The organism is Williamsia muralis NBRC 105860, assembly GCF_001598915.1.
Lineage (GTDB): Bacteria > Actinomycetota > Actinomycetes > Mycobacteriales > Mycobacteriaceae > Williamsia > Williamsia muralis.
Genome location: NZ_BDAP01000003.1, coordinates 565,324 through 583,830 on the forward strand (window position 1 = coordinate 565,324; position 18,507 = coordinate 583,830).

General features: G+C 63.5%; 16 protein-coding genes and 2 pseudogenes. 7 read left to right on the forward strand and 11 right to left on the reverse strand.

Annotation, left to right across the window (positions count from 1 at the left end):
* Positions 1–55: 55 nt before the first annotated feature.
* The 8 genes from WIMU1_RS14655 to WIMU1_RS14690 form a co-directional block, all read right to left on the reverse strand.
* A complete protein-coding gene (locus WIMU1_RS14655; RefSeq protein ID WP_084248259.1) occupies positions 56–1,009 on the reverse strand; it encodes a carbohydrate ABC transporter permease in 954 nt (317 codons plus the stop codon).
* A 6-nt stretch (positions 1,010–1,015) separates the two neighbouring features.
* Positions 1,016–1,879: a metallophosphoesterase gene (locus WIMU1_RS14660; RefSeq protein WP_062798230.1), complete on the reverse strand. Its 864-nt coding sequence runs from the start codon at positions 1,877–1,879 to the stop codon at positions 1,016–1,018.
* Positions 1,876–3,237, reverse strand: coding sequence for an ABC transporter substrate-binding protein (locus WIMU1_RS14665; RefSeq protein WP_062798232.1), 1,362 nt, complete (start codon positions 3,235–3,237; stop codon positions 1,876–1,878). The genes WIMU1_RS14660 and WIMU1_RS14665 overlap by 4 nt, the downstream gene beginning before the upstream one ends.
* Positions 3,238–3,247: 10 nt before the next feature.
* Positions 3,248–4,414 carry an ABC transporter ATP-binding protein gene (locus WIMU1_RS14670; RefSeq protein ID WP_062798234.1) on the reverse strand — a complete coding sequence of 389 codons (1,167 nt, stop codon included), beginning with the start codon at positions 4,412–4,414 and terminating at the stop codon, positions 3,248–3,250.
* Positions 4,411–5,322 carry an alpha/beta hydrolase family protein gene (locus WIMU1_RS14675; protein WP_062798236.1) on the reverse strand — a complete coding sequence of 304 codons (912 nt, stop codon included), beginning with the start codon at positions 5,320–5,322 and terminating at the stop codon, positions 4,411–4,413. Before WIMU1_RS14675 ends, WIMU1_RS14670 begins: the two co-directional genes overlap by 4 nt.
* Positions 5,322–5,852 (reverse strand): YiiD C-terminal domain-containing protein, encoded by a 531-nt coding sequence (locus WIMU1_RS14680; protein WP_062798237.1) that lies wholly within the window; start codon positions 5,850–5,852, stop codon positions 5,322–5,324. The genes WIMU1_RS14675 and WIMU1_RS14680 overlap by 1 nt, the downstream gene beginning before the upstream one ends.
* A gap of 23 nt (positions 5,853–5,875) precedes the next feature.
* Positions 5,876–7,057, reverse strand: a complete 1,182-nt coding sequence (locus WIMU1_RS14685) for an acyl-CoA dehydrogenase family protein (RefSeq protein ID WP_084248260.1) — start codon at positions 7,055–7,057, stop codon at positions 5,876–5,878.
* Between the two features lie 378 nt (positions 7,058–7,435).
* Complete coding sequence (locus WIMU1_RS14690) at positions 7,436–7,822, reverse strand: VOC family protein (protein WP_023959116.1); 387 nt, start codon at positions 7,820–7,822, stop codon at positions 7,436–7,438.
* Positions 7,823–8,037: 215 nt separating this feature from the next.
* Between WIMU1_RS14690 and WIMU1_RS14695 the strand changes: the two genes are divergently transcribed.
* From WIMU1_RS14695 to WIMU1_RS14720, 7 genes and pseudogenes are all read left to right on the forward strand, one after another.
* Complete coding sequence (locus tag WIMU1_RS14695; protein ID WP_062798239.1) at positions 8,038–9,411, forward strand: hydroxysqualene dehydroxylase; 1,374 nt, start codon at positions 8,038–8,040, stop codon at positions 9,409–9,411.
* Positions 9,412–9,492: 81 nt separating this feature from the next.
* A complete protein-coding gene (locus tag WIMU1_RS14700) occupies positions 9,493–10,215 on the forward strand; it encodes a DUF6319 family protein (protein WP_062798241.1) in 723 nt (240 codons plus the stop codon).
* Between the two features lie 447 nt (positions 10,216–10,662).
* The gene (locus WIMU1_RS14705; RefSeq protein WP_062798243.1) at positions 10,663–11,286 is read left to right on the forward strand and encodes a LysE family translocator; all 624 of its coding nucleotides are present in this window, start codon (positions 10,663–10,665) and stop codon (positions 11,284–11,286) included.
* 300 nt (positions 11,287–11,586) lie between these two features.
* Positions 11,587–13,005, forward strand: coding sequence for a pyridoxal phosphate-dependent decarboxylase family protein (locus WIMU1_RS14710; protein ID WP_062798245.1), 1,419 nt, complete (start codon positions 11,587–11,589; stop codon positions 13,003–13,005).
* A 75-nt stretch (positions 13,006–13,080) separates the two neighbouring features.
* Positions 13,081–13,314: pseudogene (locus WIMU1_RS26700) on the forward strand (cation acetate symporter); the annotation flags it as partial.
* A gap of 271 nt (positions 13,315–13,585) precedes the next feature.
* A pseudogene (locus tag WIMU1_RS25785) lies at positions 13,586–13,945 on the forward strand (FBP domain-containing protein); the annotation flags it as partial.
* A gap of 96 nt (positions 13,946–14,041) precedes the next feature.
* On the forward strand, positions 14,042–14,860 hold the full coding sequence (locus WIMU1_RS14720; protein ID WP_062798249.1) for an SDR family oxidoreductase: 819 nt from the start codon (positions 14,042–14,044) through the stop codon (positions 14,858–14,860).
* Between the two features lie 25 nt (positions 14,861–14,885).
* Here WIMU1_RS14720 and WIMU1_RS26705 read toward each other — a convergent pair whose 3' ends face one another.
* The 3 genes from WIMU1_RS26705 to WIMU1_RS14730 form a co-directional block, all read right to left on the reverse strand.
* Entirely contained in the window at positions 14,886–15,014 is a 129-nt protein-coding gene (locus WIMU1_RS26705; RefSeq protein WP_255283879.1) for a hypothetical protein, read from the reverse strand.
* Between the two features lie 113 nt (positions 15,015–15,127).
* Positions 15,128–17,506 (reverse strand): PEP/pyruvate-binding domain-containing protein, encoded by a 2,379-nt coding sequence (locus WIMU1_RS14725; protein WP_062798250.1) that lies wholly within the window; start codon positions 17,504–17,506, stop codon positions 15,128–15,130.
* Complete coding sequence (locus WIMU1_RS14730) at positions 17,503–18,501, reverse strand: TIGR03617 family F420-dependent LLM class oxidoreductase (RefSeq protein WP_062798252.1); 999 nt, start codon at positions 18,499–18,501, stop codon at positions 17,503–17,505. The genes WIMU1_RS14725 and WIMU1_RS14730 overlap by 4 nt, the downstream gene beginning before the upstream one ends.
* Positions 18,502–18,507 lie beyond the last annotated feature (6 nt).

An 18,507-nucleotide genomic window follows, 5' to 3' on the forward strand; every position in this document is an offset into this window, starting at 1 on the left:
TGTCGGCAGGGGAGGACGGACAGGCTCCGCCGTGTCCTCTGCCTTCAACATGCTGTCAGTTGTCATGGAAGGTGATCCGTTCCGACAGCCAGACCAAGAAGCCGGCGACAACGCCGAATCCGAGGAACAGGACGATGCCTGCCGCCGCGCTCAGGCCGGCATTGAATGAGTGGAATCCGTAGTCCCAGAGGAGGTAATAGATGTTTGTGGTCGCACCGGCCGGCCCACCCTGGGTCAGGGTGTCGATCAGCGGGAAACTCCACTGGGCGCTGAGCAGGATGGTCATGAGAGTGAGGAACACGAGAGTCGGCGACAGCAGTGGCAGGGTGATCCGCCGGCCGATCTGGAGCCGGGTTGCTCCGTCGAGCTGTGCGGCCTCGTCGTAGTCCGAGCTGATGCCGGCGAGACCGGCGGCCACTGCCAGCACCGCGAATCCGATAAGGTGCCATCCGGTGATGACGATGATCGCCAGTTGCGCCGTGTTCTTGTCGTAGATCCAGTTGTGATCGGTTCCCAAGACCCTGTTGACGATTCCGCCACTGGGATCGAGCAACCAACGCCACACCGCTGCCCCTGCTACCGGCGCCACCAGGAAGGGCGCGAAGATGAACCCCTGGTAGATCCGCGAGCTTCGTACCGAGACACCCCGCATCGCGAACCCGATCACCACCGGAACCACCACGGTGAACGGCAGCAGACCGATGATGAGTACAACCGTCAGCCACACGGCATCACCGAGTGCCGGCAGTTCGAACAACTGCTCGTAGTTGTCGGTGCCCACCGACTTCATGGGACTTGCCGGAAGAAGGTTCCATGACACGGTGGACAACTGCACCGCTTGGACGAGCGGCCGGTAGGTCCACACCACCAAGAGGATCAACGCCGGGGTGAGGTACAGATAGGGCACGACGCCCCGCGTGAGCCGCGACCACCGCCGGGACCGCACAGGCGGTACCGGGGTGGTCGTCGAACTGTGTACGGGCGTCGGTGTCTCGACCGGAACGAACATCGTGGATCAGTTCGCGTTCGGGGTGAGCGACCACAGTCGTTCGAGTGCCACCGACTGCGGTTCGCTGTACACATCCTCCACGCCGACGACGTCGACGGAAGTGGCAACCGCAGATTCACCGAACAGGTCGATTCGGCTGAACCCGAAACCGACACCCGCCCGGTGCCTTCCCTGTGGCGGTACCGGATCGGTGCGGTACGACAGCGGCGGGCCGATCCAGACTGGGATGCCCGATATCGCCGAGGCGCCCGTGTAGTGCGCGTGGCCGCAGAGGATCATCCGCACATCCGAGCCGGCGATGACCGACTCGAGCGCGCTCGGATCCGTCAGCCGGAGAAAGTCGACCGTGGCGACCGGCGACCGAACGGGCGGATGGTGCATCACCAGCAGTGTTCCGCGCGGGGCCCTGTCCTCCAATACCTTTGCCAGCCAGTCCAGCTGGACATCCTCGAGACTGCCGTCATGACGCCCCGGCGTGGTGCTGTCGAGTACCACAATGCGCAGTCCACCGATGTGATGGACCGCATCGTACGGCGCGCCGAGGTCGGTCGACCCATTGCGACTCAAGTCCAGGCCGATGCGGAACCCGGCGCGGTCATCGTGATTTCCCATCGCGTAACACAGTGTTGCGCCGAGTCTCGCCGCGGTGGGCTCCAACATCGTTCGCAGCGTTCGGTAAGCCTCGGGGGACCCTGCGTCAGCGAGATCGCCGGACACGATGATCGCGTCCACCGACCCTTCCCACGCGTCCAGGTGGTCGAGAACCTTACGCAGATTCCGAGTTGTGTCCATCATCCCGTGCATCAGATCGCCGCCGCCGCTCAAATGCGTGTCGGTGAGCTGGATGACGGTGTGGTCGGGCCCGGTCATGACACCGGCAGAAGCGTGTTCGCCTGCTCCTGCGCGGCCGTCAAGGCAGTCGCCGGATCGGCACCCTGGAATACCGCGGACTCCACGGCAGACATCATGCCGTCGCGAATCTGCAGATATTCATTGCCGGGCATCGAGATCCACGGTTCCATCGACTTCAGCTGCTCCAGGTTCGGCTCGAGGAGCGGGTTCTGGGCCGCCCACTCCTGCAGTCCGGCCGGGTCGTCCATCAAACCGGTGCGCAGCGGGAGATAGCCGATGCCACTGGAGATCTTGACGTAGGCCTGTTCGCTGGTGAGGAACTTGATCAGCTCCCACGAAGCACGCTGTTTGGCGGGGTCCTGCGAGAAGATGAACAGCGAGGCACCGGAGTTGGTCGGCACGACGGGCTTGTCGCCGAAGCTCGGCATCGTCGTGGATCGCAGGTCCCATTTGTCTTTGGCGCCCTTGACGAACTGGTCCTGAATGGCGCTCGTCTCCAAGAGCATTCCCATCTCGCCGCGAGCGAATGCTTCATAGCCCTGCTTTTGTGTCAGCTTCGGAGTGGCTCCCGAGTTGACCATCTGCTGTGCCATGCTGACCACCTCGACCGCCGCCGGATCGGCGAACGTCAGCGTGTCCCGGTTCTCGGAGATCACCCGGCCACCATTCGAGCGCACCAGGCTCTGGAAGCACCAGTCCTTGGCGGTCTTGGTCAGGCAGTCGATGTAGGCGCCGCCCTTGCCCGTCTTGTCGGCAATGGTCTTGGCAGCGACCGCAACTTCGTCCCAGGTACGCGGCGGGTTGTTCGGGTCCAGGCCGGCTTGCTGGAAAAGTGTTGCGTTGTAGTAGAACACCGGCGTCGAGAAGACGAACGGAACGCCGTATGTCTGGCCGTCCCAGTCGCTCAAGGTCCGGGCAGTCGGAGCGAACGGATGCGTGGTGCCCTCGAAGTTCTTGTCCACTGCCTCTTCGCCGACCAATTGATCCAGCGACTTTGCCTGGAGTTGATTCACCGTGAAGTCGAGATCGGAGAATCCCAGCTGTGCAACGTCAGGGGGATTGCCGGCGGTCATCTGATTGCGGATGCTGGAAATGGTGTCGGTGGCCGGGTTGGGACTGTTTCCAGCCGGCTTCTGCGGGGTGACGGTGATGTTCGGATGCTCTTTGGAGAAGTCTGCGAGCAAGCTGTTGAACGTGTCCGTCCACGCACCCGCCAGTCCGTAGTTGTAGCTCTCGAAGACGATCGAGACCTTCTGGTCGTCCGCCAATTCGGGAATGGCTGAGGTTTCTGTTTCGTCCGAGGTACTCGACAAACAACCGGTGAGCGTCAACAGTGACGCGATCAACGGCACGGCGATCTTGAGTCTGGCCTTCACGGCAGTGCTCCTACGTAAAAGAGAGTTGAGGATGGACGGGTCGTGCCGCCGGGTGCTGCCACTGCAGCCGCCGGCCGTTTTCGGGATCGAAGAGATGAAGATCGGAGCTGTCCGCGACGAGAGTGATCTCCGATCCGATGGTGATGTCGCGGACGCCGCCGACCCGGGACACCCGGGCGCACAACGCGACCGAGTTGACCGAGCAGTGCAGCAGGACATCGCCACCGAGGTTTTCGGTGAGCGTCACCACGGCAGGAAGTCGCACCACGTTGCTGGTGGGGTCCTGGACGCGTTCCTCGAAGCGGTCGTCCAGTCGGAGACGCTCGGGCCGGACACCGAGGGTCAAACGCGCGGTGTCCACCTCTGCCTGCGTGGCCTCGATGCCGAGGGGTACAACCGACTTTCCGACGTGTGCGACCAGTCGCCCGGCTTGGACCACGATGTCGACGTCTATGAGGTTCATCGGCGGGGCGCCGAGAAAGGCCGCGACGAACACCGACTGGGGGGTGTCGTACAGCTCCTCCGGAGTACCGACCTGCTCGACGCGCCCCTTGTTCAGCAGCGCAATTCGGTCAGCCATCGTCATTGCCTCGACCTGGTCATGGGTGACGTACAGGAAGGTCTTGTTGACGCGCTTGTGCAGTTCGATCAGTTCGGTGCGGGTGACCGCACGCAGTCGTGCGTCCAGATTCGACAGTGGTTCATCCATCAGGAACGCGCCGGGATCGCGAACCATGGCCCGTGCCAGTGCGACACGCTGTCGCTGACCGCCCGACAACTGTCCCGGTCGCCGGTCGAGTAGTTCCGTCAGGCCCAGCGATGCGGCCACACGTTCGACCGTCTGTTTTGCCTCTTGCTTGGCCACTTTTGCGGTACGCAAGGGGAAAGCAATGTTCTTTGCCACCGTCAGATGTGGGTACAGCGCGTAACTCTGGAACACCATCGCCAGATTGCGCTCTCGGGGTGGTACTTCCGTGACATCGGTGCCATCGATCACCACGCTTCCCTCGGTCGGTGTCTCCAGACCGGCGATGATGCGCAGCAGAGTCGATTTGCCGCATCCACTCGGTCCCAGGAGCACCATGAACTCGCCGCTCGGTACGGTCAGATCAATCGACTCGAGTACCGTCGTCCCGTCGAATCGCTTGGTCACCCCATCGAGGAACAGTTCGCTCATTCGACGGGCCCGGGTGTGGCGAGCTCGCCGGTCTCGATCCACTGTCGCACCACGGGCGCCAGCAGTCGCGAATCGGCCAGCCAATCGACGTGACCGCGATGGGTGATCGAAGAGTCGCCTTCGATGTGCCAGCGAGTTACTTTGGCAGAAGACAGCTTCCGCACCAGGAAGTCGACATTCGATTTCGGCCCGAGGGTGTCGTCGTCCAGCGAGATGGCCAGCACCGGGAGGTCGAGCTTGCTGATGAGCTCGTCATAGTTCAGCTTGGTGCCCTTCGGCCTGTAACGGGCGGTCAACGAATGCCGCGACCAGTCGATCATCACTCCGCCGGCCATCGGACCAGGTATCAGGATCCCGCCCGGCCAGGATCCCTTGACTCGAGCCACCAGCCCGATCCACTGGATGGTCGACAGCGCCTCGATCCAGCGTCGAGGCCCGAATGCGCGCCAGAAGACGGTGCCGGTCCCGATGATCGTGACAGAGGCGACCGGGCCCTGAATGCCTTGTGCAGCGGTTCGCAGCAGAGCCAGCTGGCCACCGAGGCTGTGTCCGAAGAGGTGTATCCGGGTCGCCTCAAATCGTTGACAGATAGCGTCGATGATCGCGGGGAGATCTTCTTCGAGCATCTCTCGGTAACCGAAGTCGGGACAGTCCGCGAGTGCCGGCCGCGCTTCACCTTGCGCACGGAGATCACAGGTGGCCACCTGCACGCCAGATTTGTTGAGTGCTTTGATCAAGGGCGCATAGTGCTTGGCCTTCATCGCCATCGCGGGGAGGATCAGGACAACGGGTGCCTGGGCGTCGGTCGTGGGCCAGACACGCACGGTGATCGTGATGCCCGGTGCCGACTCGACGACGATCGACTCTTGCTGTTTGAACGCGTCCGGACGCCCGGTTGTCTGCGTCATCAGACGACCTCTCCGTGCACCACATCGCACACGTATTCGAACGTGAACTTCGCAACGGTGACGTCGTCGGCGTTCAAGACCACCGCTTTGGCCGAGATCTCGTGACGGCCGGTGCTGACCGACGACGTGATGACCCTGAGTTCGCGCTCGTCGACCGTCGCGACGGTTCGCAGGACACCCATCGCAGGCTTGCGGTACGACGCCGTGGCGGACTTGAGCACGAGACGTTCGATTGTGTTCAGCTTGGTCGCCGCGGCGCCGACAAATGCGGCCGCGCCTGCGATATCCGCCGCCGTGTAGATCGCGCCCGCATGCACGGTACCCATGTGGTTCAAACCCGATGCCTCGCCACCTATTTCGACGATGGCGTGTTCTGGGGTCAGTACGGTGATCGTGGTGCCCACATGCTTGCCGAAGGGCACGATCTCGTCAGAGCGTGATCGGAGCGCTTCGAAGTCGGGATCGGCGTAGTCGATGTTGCCGAAAGCCGCGCCGAAGCTGCCGACAGGAACTGTGGTGCTGGTTGACATGATTCTCCTGGAGTTGATGTTGGTCAGTTGGGTAGCCGGCGTAGTGCACGCCGGGCAATCGACCAGCGCAGCACCTCCGTCGGTCCCTCGTAGATCCGAAATGCCCTGGCCTCCACCAGAAACCTGGCCACAAGATGGTCCTCGCAGACGCCGAGCCCGCCGTGCAGCTGGACAGCACGATCGAGGATCCGCCACACAGCCTCTGCCACAAACGCTTTGGCCAGCGACGCGGCATGGCGTGCGTCAGAGGCAGCGGGCCCCTGAGCATCGATCACTTCCGCCGCCCGCCGGATCAGCCCCTGGCTCGCCGCAATGTCGATTTCGGTGTCCGCGATCATTGCCTGTGCAAAGCCGCTCTCCGCAATCGGTGATCCGAATGAGGTCCTTGTGGTCACATGCCGGCAGGCCAGGTGATGGGCCCGGATCGCGACGCCCAGCCAATTGACGCAGAAGATGACACGGGAGGGAGCAAGTCGGGCCTGCGCGTAGACCATCGCGCTGCCGACCTCACCGAGGCGCGCATCATCACCGACCTCGCAGTCGGCGAACCGAACAATGCAGTGTCCGCCGGGTACACATCGGTCGAGCGTGGTCATCCGTTCCACGACCTCGACACCGGGGTTGTCGGCATCGACGATGAACATCGTGGCGCCGTGCGCAGTGTCGGCAATACAGATGAAAAACGCCGCACCATCGGCTCCGGTGGTGAAGTGCTTGTCTCCGTTGATGATCCATCCGGTCGGCGTCTGTAGCGCAGAAGTCATGAGCATCGACGGATCAGAGCCCGCGCCGGGCGCAGGTTCTGTCATCGCAATCGAAGATCGAACCGTGCCGGACGCCAGGGGAGCGAGGTACCGCTCCTTCTGCTCCGGTGTTCCGGCGTGCTCCAAGAGATGAATGTTGCCGTCGTCCGGTGCCGAGCAGTTCACCGAGATCGGACCGAGGAGGCTGGTGCCCGCCACCTCCATCACGTCGATCAGTTCAGTCAAACTCAGATCCAACCCACCATGTTCACGCGAGGACAGCGGGCCGAAAACTCCTGCAGCTCGCGCTTTTTCCTGGAGGTCGAGACGCATGTCGTCGGTTACCCGCAGGTTGTTGCGGATGACGTCGATCTCGACCGGGATCACTTCGTCCGTGATGAACGTCTGCATCCGCGCCTTCAGTGACGCTGGTGCCTGTGGTGGCGTCGTGGTGGCGGTCATCGAAGCACTCCGTCCTTCGGAACGGGCCAGAACTGTCAGGACCCGCTCGTGGCTGCCTCGTACCGAGGCGGTCTGGAGTCAGTTTCTCCGAGCAGACGAGCCGGAGCGATGGCGATAGGGAGCGTCGATTGCGCGAGTGAGACGTACCGGCCGCGAGTACACCGGCCCGGGACGTGCCGCGCTTTTAGAAGCGGTGAGGGCGCGCCTCACGTTCAGCTCGAAGAACGGCAGTGTCTACCACCGTGCCGCCGCATAGTCGGCGGTCAGCCGGCTCGCCGCCGGCATCGGTGGACGTTCCGCGGGCTCGTCTGCCCGCCTGCGAAAACTCTGGCTATCTGCTGTCTCGAGGAGCAGTGACTGGGAGTCTGGAGGTCTAAGTCACGCAGGCTGGAACAGCTCGACCAGATTGCCTGAGGGGTCAGAGACAAGAATTTGCTGGCCTCCTGGGCCGCTCACGATGTCACTGCGAAATGGGACGTCGGCAGCTCGAAGTCTGTCGATTTCCGCGGCCAGATCTTCGACGATCAGATGGATCCGGTTCCAGCCGCCCGCGGTAGGCACTGCACCGTCCGGCTGGGTGCGTGCGCCAGAGCTCGTCGGTCCGGAGAGCAACAGACGCAGTGGACCTCGAACCACATCGGCGAAAGCAGGAGCTGCGCTGTAACGCAGAGTGAAGCCGAAGTGTTCTGTATAGAAGGCGATCGCAGCATCCACGTCAGTGACGATGTATCGCACATTTGCGAGACTCGGATCGATAGATGTCATCACAACGCCTCTCCGGTAGAACGGGTCTTCCGCCATCGGGATTTTAGCGGACGTGCACCGTCGATTTGCCGGCCCATCGGTCATGTCGCCTTAGGACCACCGGCCGATGACCTGAAAACCTGACGTTGACCCCACTGCCATCCCCGGTGCCGCGGTTATGCGTGGGGTTTGCGCAGACCGACCGCACAGTCAGCACTGACCGTTACTGTGGCCGAATGCACTGTGTGGTGGTGGGCGGGGGACTGGCGGGGCTGGCTTCGACGGTGTGGCTCGTCGAGGCGGGTCACCAAGTCACGTTGCTGGAGCGGCGCGGATCTCTTGGTGGACGGACTATCGCGATTCCGGTCGCCGCCGTCGACGATGTGCCCGACAACGGGCAACACGTGTTCGCCAGTGGCTACCAGCATCTGATGCGTTACCTCGACAGTGTGGGGACGCGAGACCACGTCGAGTTCCCGGGCCACATGACGATACGGATGCCAGGCGGCGGGAGCCGCGTGTCTGCGTTCGGCGGGTTGCCCGGACTTCGCGCTGCGCTGGGCGACCTGCCGGGCGTCACCGGGTTGGATCGGCTTCGCACCGCACGGGCTCAGGTGACACTGATTCGCCAAGCCCTGCGGCAGCCGACCTGGCTGGACGACATCACAGCAGACGAGTGGTTTCGTCGGATCGGTATGCCACAGAAGGCCCGTGACGCCCTCTGGGATGGCATCGTGATCGGTCTGACCGGCGACAAGCCCGAGATCTCGTCGGCGAAGGTGCCCGCTGATCTACTCGTGACCGGCTTCAGGCGTGCGCGTGAATCGAAGACACCGATCTCCATCGGCTATCCCACAGTCGATCTCGACACATTGTTCGTTTACGGAGCGGAGAAGATCTTCGCCGACAAAGGGGTGCAGGTCCGGCATCGAGCCGTGGTGGCTGCCGTTGATGTGTCCGACGGTGTTGTCGCCGGTGTGACGCTCGCCGATGGCGAGCGAATCGCTGCGGACGCAGTCATCTGCGCGGTACCTGTGTGGAGTGTGAAGGGGTTGCTCGATCAGGTTCCCGGTCACGAGAAGATCTACGAAGCAATCGAACAGTTGACGCCCGTACCGATCGTCAGCGTCAATCTCTACTTGGACCGATCCATCGGCATGACCGACTGGGGCGAGATCCTTTACGGCGGAACAGGTGTGCTCGAGCAAGTCTGGGATCGACAGCGGATGCATGAGCGCGACCCATCACGTCATCACCTGTACTCGACAACCGTCTCGGCGTCTTACGAGCTCATCAAGAAATCGAACGCCGAGATCACCCGGATACAGATGGACATGCTCCGTAGGTTTTACCCCGAGGCCAGGGAGGCTCAGGTGGTCCACAGTCACGTGGTGCGCATGCCGCGGTCGACGTTCGCCCAGCGGCCAGGCACGGCCGGCATCCGGCCCGACCAGCGAACCAGTGTTCGTGGGTTGGCACTCGCGGGGGACTGGACTCGGACGGACTGGACAACCACCATGGAGGGCGCCTGCCAGAGCGCAGCCCGTGCAGTTCGCGTCATCTTGGACGACGCGGGGCAAGGGTTCGCTACCGAGCTGCCGGCCCGTTGAGGAACACCGCACTCGTGACGTTTTCCGGAGCGGGACCCCGCTCGATCACCATGGTCGCGTTATTCGCACACATGTGCGAATATGGTCACGATGAACGCACGCGGAAAGACCGGACTGAGTACCGATGACCTGGCATCGCTGACCACGGCGCTGGATGCCGGCAAGCGGGCCACCGTTTATCTCCGTGATCCGATGCCGTCGCTCGATCTGCCCGCGGGAGCATCAGCGCGTGTGATATCCGTCGATGGGTCAACGGTGACAGTGCGGCCGAAAGGTGTCGACGACCAATTGCCATTCGAGGCCGACGAACTGCTGAAGACCCGGACGGCAGCAACACCAACACCAGCGCGCCAGCGGCCGGTCAAGGCGACGCCCGCACCATCAGCACCACCAGGCGCTTCGTCCGCACCGAAACCCATTGCGCCGGAGACAAAGCCGACATCTGAATCTGCGAAACCAACATCGGTGCAACCGAACCCCGCGCCGCCAAAACCGGTGCGACGCCCCAAACCTGCCACCGCAGTAAGCGTCACCATCACGTCGGTTGGCGACACCGCGTGGACGGTGTCGTTGTCACACGGAACCAAGAAGCAGGGCAAGGCCGCCGAGGTCACCTCAGACCGGGTGGCGCGAGCGATGCAGATGCTCGGTGACGACGCCGCAATCCAAGCCGTCAATGCAGTGATCGAGTCGGCACGGGCGGCGGCCCAGAAAAGGATCGATGAGTTGAGCCAGGAGCTCGAAGCCGCGAAGGCCATGCTCGCACATCTTGAGGTACAGGCCGAGGGCTCTGACGACGAGTAGCACGCCCGTCGCCCCCTAGTGTTTCGTCACATGTGACGAAATGAGTAAGGGCGGTGTCAGCCCGCCATGCCGCCGGACTGTGCCTTCGAGGCGAGCACGCGCGCGTTGTCGGGACACGCAGCCTTGGGCCTGCGTCGGCTCAGAATATTGGGCAGTTCGCGCGGCCAACAAGATCCCAGGAACTCGGACAAACGAATTCAGCACGCCGCGGCGGTTCGTATCGAGCCTGGGCTGTAAACCGTGAGCGCGAGTTCGAAGGCGAAGTCAGGTCGTAGGCGCGCCGTGGCGCACAGGTTCGTGCGTGCAGCAAACCGACGTCACGATCGGTCTGAAGTGGTCTTACGCCAACGCCGATAAGAAACATTATGTCAAGTAAACTCGACACGGCGCAGTTAGAGCCGACAGGCCGGCCACTCTACCCGCGGCCAGTTATGTAGCATTCGGTGAGTGGAAGCGAACGTGTGGGCGTTCCTCGCGCTGGACGTGGCACTCATCGTCATGCCTGGACCTGATTTCGCGCTTGTGAGCCGAAACACTCTGCGTGGGGGTCGCCGCGCCGGGATGGGGACCGCTGTCGGCGCCAATGCCGGGCTGGTGATATGGGGCCTGGCGGCTGTCACAGGCCTGGCAGCGTTACTCTCAGCCTCGGCAACGGTCTACTCCGTCGTCAAATATGCGGGTGCCGCATACCTTGTAGCCCTCGGTCTTCACACGCTGTGGCACTCGATGACGGGCACACCTTTGAGCCCGTCATCGGGCAGCGCCCCGGGCGGCGCGCTGTCAATGGCGAGTGCTCTGCGACAGGGGCTTCTGGGTAGCCTTCTCAATCCCAAATCCGCTGTCTTGTACACAGCGCTCCTGCCCCAGTTTATCCCTGACGGTGCGCCTTTGCTGCCGAATCTGCTGGTTCTCGCCGCGATCAACACAGCCTTGGCCTTGACCTGGTTTTGCCTCTGCGTTTTCGCACTGGACTGGCTGCAACGCCGCCTCGGTGCGGCGATGCAATGGATCGAGCGAGCATCAGGCGTCTTACTCGTCGCACTCGGTATGCGAGTGGCCGCCACGAAATAACACCGGAACTAAGACAGCCAGCCTCTAGCCTGAGGTCCAACAGTTTTCCGTCATTGGATACGAAAAGTATTGCACCGCAACAGGCTAAGCCGACAAGATACCTTATGTCAAGTAAACTTGACATGCCGCAGGTAGGGACACATCGCGGACTGCGGCCGCGTCTGGCAGGCTTGACCCATTGCCAATTTTGGGTTGGCTTGACGGCCACTGGAGTCGCTTCGATTAGTGAATCCGCTGCCAGGTCGGCATCGGTGAGGTCGACGCTCGCACGACACGAACTCGAGAGCGAGGATAGTTTCAATGGATCAGCATTCCGCCCCGGTTGGAACCGACGACGTGTACGCGGCTCTGCCAAGGGCGTTGGAACTGGCGACCGAATACCTGCAGGGACTGCCACACCGGCCGGTTGATGCGAGTACGAGCTATGACGAGGTCGTCGACGCACTGAGCGGGCCGTTGCCCGACCAAGGTACGAATGCGGTCGCGGTAGTCGAGCGATTGGCCGCCACTCTCGGTCCGGCAACCATTGCGTGCGCCGGCCCTCGCTACTTCGGCCTCGTCGTCGGAGGAACGCTACCCGCGGCCCTGGCTGCCGACTGGCTGGTATCGACCTGGGACCAGACCGCGTACAGCCGGATGTCGTCGCCGGCCGGCGCTGCGATCGATGCCGTCACCGAACGCTGGGTTCTCGACGCTCTTGGGTTGCCCACGCGCGCGGCGGTCGGGTTCGTCACCGGAGCCACGGCGGGAAACGTCGTTGGGTTGCTTTCCGCACGGCACGTTCTCTTGGCGCGGCAAGGTTGGGACGTTGAGGCCGATGGGCTCGCCCAGGCGCCCCGTGTTCGCGTACTCGTGGGCGACGAGGTCCATCCCTCCGTACTGCAGGCGTTGCAGATGATCGGTCTTGGATCGCGCCGCGTCGAGCGCGTGGCGGTCGACGCACAAGGAGCGATGAGAGCCGACGCGCTCGCCGCCGCGCTCGCCGCCGACTCCGACCCCGCCATCGTGTGCGCGCAGGTCGGCAACGTGAACTCCGGAGCGTGCGACCCAATGTCAGAGATCGTCGCGGCGACCCACAAGCACGGCGGCTGGGTTCACGTCGACGGCGCATTCGGACTTTGGGCTAGCGCATCGCCGCGACTGTCGGCACTCGTCCGAGGTGTCGAGTTGGCCGATTCGTGGTCGACCGACGCACACAAGTGGCTCAACGTCCCCTACGACTGCGGCCTGGCCATTGTCGCCGACCCCCAAGCTGCTCGCTCCGCACTAGGTGCCAACACCAGCTACCTGCCCACGAGTAGCGAGCGCGAGCCCGGCGTCCTGGTGCCCGAGATGTCCCGGCGTGCACGCGCGGTACCTGTCTACGCAGCGCTCGCCTCGCTAGGCAGGCTGGGGTTGCGACAACTGATCGAACGCTGCTGCGAGCATGCCCGCCGCCTGGCCGAGACGATGCAAGCCACCGACGGCTTCTCCGTATGCAACGACGTGGTGCTCAACCAGGTCCTGATCCGTGCTGACGACAGCGACGAGCGCACTTGGCGTGTGGCAGAACTCGTGCGCCGCAGCGGAGAGGCGTGGGTCGCGGGAACCGAATGGCACGGTCGAGCGGCGATACGCGTGTCCTTCTCCAATTGGACGACAGCGGATAACGACCTCGACCGTCTCGCTGAAGCGCTGCGGCAATCGCTGGCGGCGGCGCGTAAGGCTCAACAGGCGTAAGGCCAAGGCTGCGGCTCAGCGGCGCCGCCAGCAGGGGACGGCATTCCTGGACGTTTGCGCAGAGAAGCGCCAAGTCTGAACTTGATCGTGTTTTCTCCGGCGGTCTCGGGTTCGTCGTCGTCGATGTTCCCCGGTGCGGATTTCGCGTGGCTCCCGCTGTCGAGTCCCGGTCTCGTGTCGATCCCCCTGGCCTTTGTCCTGGGCGTCGTCGGCACGTTCGTCGGCCGAGGCAACCCAGAGGACCCGTGTATGCAGGCCGAGATAGAGGTCCGGTCACTCACCGTTGTCGGCGTCGAGACGGCCGTGACGCAAAGAACGCGCCGACGCGCGGCAGAATCGCGAAACAATTTTCGCCGCGGCGGATCGCCTTTTTGCATCCGCTCGTCGAGTCCGAGGACATCCGCACGCTGCGGGTCCCCGCCGACATGCGCGACGGTGTCCTGATCGCGAACTGGCGGCGGCCACAGGCCTACCTCGACCCCGCTGTTCGCGCCTGCTGCTCAGGCCTGGCCCAAATCGACCAGCACGCGGTCGACGCCGGGATCCGACGACTGAGAACTGACATCGATGGCGGGATCGCAAGATCCCCCGTCGTGGCTACATCTGCGTCCCACATCAGGGCGACGTCATCACCTTGCTGTTGACGCAGGCTGAAGCCGTCCCCAAGCGACGTGCCATGTGTACATGGTGTCGCGACGTCAATCTGACGAGTGCAGCGGTCATGTTCTCCACGCGCCGGATGGGTTCTGCTGGGCGCCGCGGCGACACGATCGGTGTCCTTGCCTGCGAGGACTTCAGCTGTTCACGCAACGTCCGCCGGCTCCCACCCGCCTTCCACCGGCAGACCGATCTCGACGCGTTACGGGCCGAGGCGGTGGCAGGGCTGCGCGTTCGCGTCGAGGCCTTCGTGGCCAACGTGCTGTCGTCAGCAGACGGCTGACGTCGCGCCGCGGCGCCGGCGAGCGATGCCGGCGCCGCGGCGTTCGCCGTCCGCCACCTCACGTTTGGCTCCGTCGATGGCGGGCACTCGAGTGAGATGAACACACCTCATCCCAACTCCGAGTTCACACCTCGCAATGCGATCGTCACCGGTGGTGATTCAGGTATCGGCCGCGCGGTGGCGGTGGCTCTTGCACACAGTGGTCTTGATGTCGCGGTCACGTACAACTCCGACCGCGACGGCGCCGAAGCCACGGTCGCGGAGATCGAGGCAACGGGGCGCCGAGGCGCTTCGGCGCACCTGGACCTCACCGACCTACCCGACGCGGCTGCTGCCATCGACGCCCTGGCGGCCGACCTCGGAAGCCTCGACGTACTGGTCAACAGTTCGGGAACCGGTACCGCCACAGCGTTCCTCGATCTGGACTTCGACGACTGGCGAACCGTGCTGTCGGTCGACGTCGACGGCGCATTTCTGTGCAGCCAACGCGCAGCGCGACTCATGGTCGCGCAGAAGACGGGAGGGCGCATCATCAACATCACCAGCGTCCACGAACACCTACCCAAAGTGGGTGCGGCGCCTTACTGCGCCGCAAAGGCCGGGCTCGGCGCACTCACCAAGGTCATGGCGATCGAGCTTGCCGAGCACGGAATCACCGTCAATTCGGTTGCACCCGGCGAGATCTCGACGCCCATGACGGGCCAGACGGACGAAGACCCACGAGACAATCCACGACCGGGGGTTCCACTGGGCCGCACCGGCGACGCCCGCGAAATCGCCTCTGTGGTCGACTTTCTGGCCGGGCCCTCGTCGTCGTACATGACCGGCGCATCGCTGGTGGTCGACGGGGGCATGGCGCTGATGGGTCCACAGGCCGTCCAATTCGTACCCGACGTGTCGTGGCGCCGACCGTAGGCCGGCGCTCGTTCTCGAACGCCGACTAAGACGTTTCGTCCGGGTCGTCCTCGCCTTCAGCCTGGTCGGGCTGTTCGGTTGTGGATTCCACCATGTCCGGATCTCCGTCGGGATCGTAGGTGTCGTCGCCTTTGTCGTCTTGCGGTGCAGTCATGCGGCCTCCTTTGTCCTGAAGCCGGCATACCCCTGGTCGATCGGACGAAAACAGAAATTCTCAACCGGATTTCTGCGCACCGCCCCGGGCGCGTGCGATGAGCGTCCACCAGCTCACGAGCGGTCGAGACGGGTGACGACCCCTCGGTCTCCATCCACACGGACACGATCACCGGTCTTCAACGTCTGCGTGGCCACCAAGGTGTTGACGACGCACGGCAGCCCGTATTCGCGCGCCACCACGGCCCCGTGGGACACCGAGCTGCCGATGTCGGTGACAAGCGCACCGATGACGGTGAAGTACGGCGTCCAACCGACGTCGGTGACCGGTGCGACCAAGATTTCGCCGCGTTGCACGTCGCGCGCCTCGATGATCGATTTAGCGACGCGCACAACGCCTTCGACAGTCCCCCGGCTCGCCGGGCGGCCGATGATCTCGTTGTCGGTGACACCTCGCTGAGGCCGGACGATGAGCGGTGTCGGCCGTCCGACAGACACGTCGTCGAACTCCAGTGAGTCCTGGAATGCCAGCGCCTCTCGGCGCTTGACCGCCCGATGCACCAGACCGTCGATATCGCCGGAACCGACGACCCGGTTCAGTTCTGCCCGGTCGAAGAAGAACACAAGATCCGAATCAGGCAGTCGGCCGGCCCTGGCCAGCACCTCGCCCAGATGCCGGTAGCCCCGCTTGAGCGAATGCGCCATCAGCGCCATCTTCGACTTGGTCTCTTCGCGCCCTCGTGCGCCTCCTTGTGCCAACCTGGCGAGAAGTCTGATGGACGCTGCGCTGGGCACTTCGGGCCGGCTCTTGGCCGACCCGCGGTCGGACGGATCGACCGCGGAACGCACCATCACCTGCATCATCGCGCCCAGCCCTTCCGGGTCCTCGGCCCACGACGCATCGCGCATGCACAGCTCGCGATATCCACGGTGGCCGTGGCGCTCCAGGAACTTCTCCAGCGCTACCCCGGCTGCGCTGCCGGTGGCACGCAACTCCCCGACCGCGGCACCCGGCTCCCCCGTCAAGAACTTTGTGGCAGCCACGTCGTCGGCCGCGATGGTGTGTACCACCGAGTCGAGCTCTTCCAGCATGAGCGCGCTCTCGACATCGGACGCGCCGGCCATGAGCCTGGTCGCCTCGGCGCGACCCTCGTCTTCGCAACGTCCTTCTTTGACTGCTTGTCTCATCAAGACGCTCTCGAGGACGTTCGCGGCGACCGCCGCGCGCGACGAGGATCGCACGTGGGTCAAGGTGATGTCGCAGTACTGGTCCACCCCGGATTCGAGCTGCCGCAACACCTGCCGAGGGTCATCACCGGTCGGCACCTCGAACTCGGCGATCTCATCCTTCAATCGCCGGATCGCGGGCCCGGCAGACAACGCGTACGTGGTGAGCCGCACGGTGTTGACCAGTCTGCGCAAGAACGGCTTTGGTGGTTTCGGTTTCAACTCGTCAACCACCCGACCGCAGATCGAGGTGGAGAATTGTTCCAGCGAATTGCCCAGGATCCCCGAGCTCAAACCGGTGCCCTCGGTCAGGTTCAAGAACATGTGCCCCTGAAAATAGCCGACCTGCAGCCACGGCTTCTCGTACTTCGGCTGCGCTCGCGCCACCACCTGCGTCATCTGCATCGCGTAGTCGATGGCAAAACCGGAGACCGAAGCAGTCAACGGGCAGAACGCCCCGGGCATCATCTCGCCGATGTTGCAGCGGGTGTACACATGGTCTGCACCCGCGAGCGGCGAATCCATCTCGCCCAGATCGCCGGGCAGAGTGGTGATAGGACGAGCCTGCAGCCACCAGAGCTTCCCCGATTGGTCGATGGCCCACTCGAGATCCATCGGTTTGGCCCAATGTCGGACAGCACGCAAGGCGCCCGCCCGGATGTCCGAGATTTCATCGGACGACAGGACCGGCGTCTCACCAACCTCACGAACGGCGGGGTTGCCCTCGGAATCCAGAACGATGTGGTCAGGGGACGCCGACCCGTCGACAAGCGCCTCGCCGAGCCCGGCAATCGCATCGATCACCATGAGGTCGCGTCGGCCGGTGGCCGGATCTGCGGTGAACACGACGCCTGCGGCTCGCGCATCGACCATGTGCTGCACCACCAGATGCATTGTGGCCGTATCCTGTCCACTGTAGGAAGACGCGCGTCCGGAATGAACCGACGCCGCACACGTGTGAACAGCCGCAGCAAAATCATCGACGGAGTCGACACCCAGCACGGTGTCGTATTGTCCTGCAAAGGACTGGTCGTCGCCGTCTTCGCCGACTGCCGAGGACCTCACGGCCACCGGAGTCGCACCTGCCGATGCCATCTGCGAAAAGCGTTCAGCCACATCATCGACGGCGATCTGCTCGGAAGCGTCAGCGATGACAAATCCCACCGGCACAGCAAGTCCCAACCGGCGCAACTGCGCGAGGCCGGCCGCTTTTCCGCCGTAACGACCATCAAAAACCTCGTCGAACTCGACCGCGGTCAACGTCATGACGATCCTCCCAGTTCGTCCACGATCTCCGCGAGCGCGTCGACCTCGATGGGGCCCGGTTGATAGAGGCAGATCCGGTCGGAGACACCGTCGACCCGGTCGCGGATGTGCGCAGCCACCTCGGATGGGGTGCCACACGCGGCAATGGTGTGCAGTATCTCGTCGTCGATCAGCGTGGCCATCTCTTGCCAGCGGCCCTGCTTGGACATCGCATTCAGTTCGGGCTGCAGATCGCCCCATCCGTGGGCGTCGAGAACCGGCCGGTACGCCGGTGTGGAACCGTAGAACGCCAGCAACATTCGAGTCGAGGCGTGATTGTCATCGCGGTCGGTTTCCACCGACACGATGATCTCGGGCACCACCTCGAAGTCGCTTTCGCTACGACCTGCAGCAGTCAATCCCTCGCGCACCGCGGGCAGTGTCGACTCGTGGAGGAACCGCTTCGACCCGAAAGGCATCACCAACAAACCATCGGCCACTTCTGCAGTGGCCCTGGTCAACCGGGGTCCGAGCGCGCCGAGATAGATCGGCGGCGGACCGTATGGGTTCGGCCCGGGTACAAAGGTCGGCGTCATCAAGGTGTGCCGGTAGTACTCGCCGCGGAAGTCGAGTCGTTCACCCTCGTTCCACGTGGCAAAAATGGCTCGCAGCGCCCCCACCAATTCCTTCATCCGCGCGACCGGGTGATCGAACTCGACTCCATAACGCTTCTCGATCTGCGCTCGAATCTGCGTGCCCAGACCCAAGATGAAGCGCCCTTCGCTGATCAGCTGTAGGTCATTGGCCTGATGGGCGAGCTGAATCGGATTGCGAGGGAATGCAATCGCAACATTCGACATGACGTCGAGATTCTTCACCGACGATGCCAGCACCAGCGGGGTGAAGACGTCGAACGGTCCTTCGAAGGTGAACACGCCTGACGCGCCGGCTTCCTTGAGCACTTGTGCCCGTTCGAGTGCATCGGTCGGGCCGAACAGCGCTGTCATGATCTTCATACCTGG

What these genes read in the sequence shown, in the direction of transcription:
- WIMU1_RS14680 (WP_062798237.1), bottom strand. Translation starts at nt 5,852, where the DNA reads ATGTCAACCAGCACCACAGTTCCTGTCGGCAGCTTCGGCGCGGCTTTC.
- WIMU1_RS14725 (WP_062798250.1), bottom strand. Translation starts at nt 17,506, where the DNA reads ATGACGTTGACCGCGGTCGAGTTCGACGAGGTTTTTGATGGTCGTTAC.
- WIMU1_RS26705 (WP_255283879.1), bottom strand. Translation starts at nt 15,014, where the DNA reads ATGACTGCACCGCAAGACGACAAAGGCGACGACACCTACGATCCCGAC.
- WIMU1_RS14730 (WP_062798252.1), bottom strand. Translation starts at nt 18,501, where the DNA reads ATGAAGATCATGACAGCGCTGTTCGGCCCGACCGATGCACTCGAACGG.
- WIMU1_RS14685 (WP_084248260.1), bottom strand. Translation starts at nt 7,057, where the DNA reads ATGACCGCCACCACGACGCCACCACAGGCACCAGCGTCACTGAAGGCG.
- WIMU1_RS14675 (WP_062798236.1), bottom strand. Translation starts at nt 5,322, where the DNA reads ATGACGCAGACAACCGGGCGTCCGGACGCGTTCAAACAGCAAGAGTCG.
- WIMU1_RS14720 (WP_062798249.1), top strand. Translation starts at nt 14,042, where the DNA reads ATGAACACACCTCATCCCAACTCCGAGTTCACACCTCGCAATGCGATC.
- WIMU1_RS14710 (WP_062798245.1), top strand. Translation starts at nt 11,587, where the DNA reads ATGGATCAGCATTCCGCCCCGGTTGGAACCGACGACGTGTACGCGGCT.
- WIMU1_RS14690 (WP_023959116.1), bottom strand. Translation starts at nt 7,822, where the DNA reads ATGACATCTATCGATCCGAGTCTCGCAAATGTGCGATACATCGTCACT.
- WIMU1_RS14695 (WP_062798239.1), top strand. Translation starts at nt 8,038, where the DNA reads ATGCACTGTGTGGTGGTGGGCGGGGGACTGGCGGGGCTGGCTTCGACG.
- WIMU1_RS14670 (WP_062798234.1), bottom strand. Translation starts at nt 4,414, where the DNA reads ATGAGCGAACTGTTCCTCGATGGGGTGACCAAGCGATTCGACGGGACG.
- WIMU1_RS14700 (WP_062798241.1), top strand. Translation starts at nt 9,493, where the DNA reads ATGGTCACGATGAACGCACGCGGAAAGACCGGACTGAGTACCGATGAC.
- WIMU1_RS14660 (WP_062798230.1), bottom strand. Translation starts at nt 1,879, where the DNA reads ATGACCGGGCCCGACCACACCGTCATCCAGCTCACCGACACGCATTTG.
- WIMU1_RS14655 (WP_084248259.1), bottom strand. Translation starts at nt 1,009, where the DNA reads ATGTTCGTTCCGGTCGAGACACCGACGCCCGTACACAGTTCGACGACC.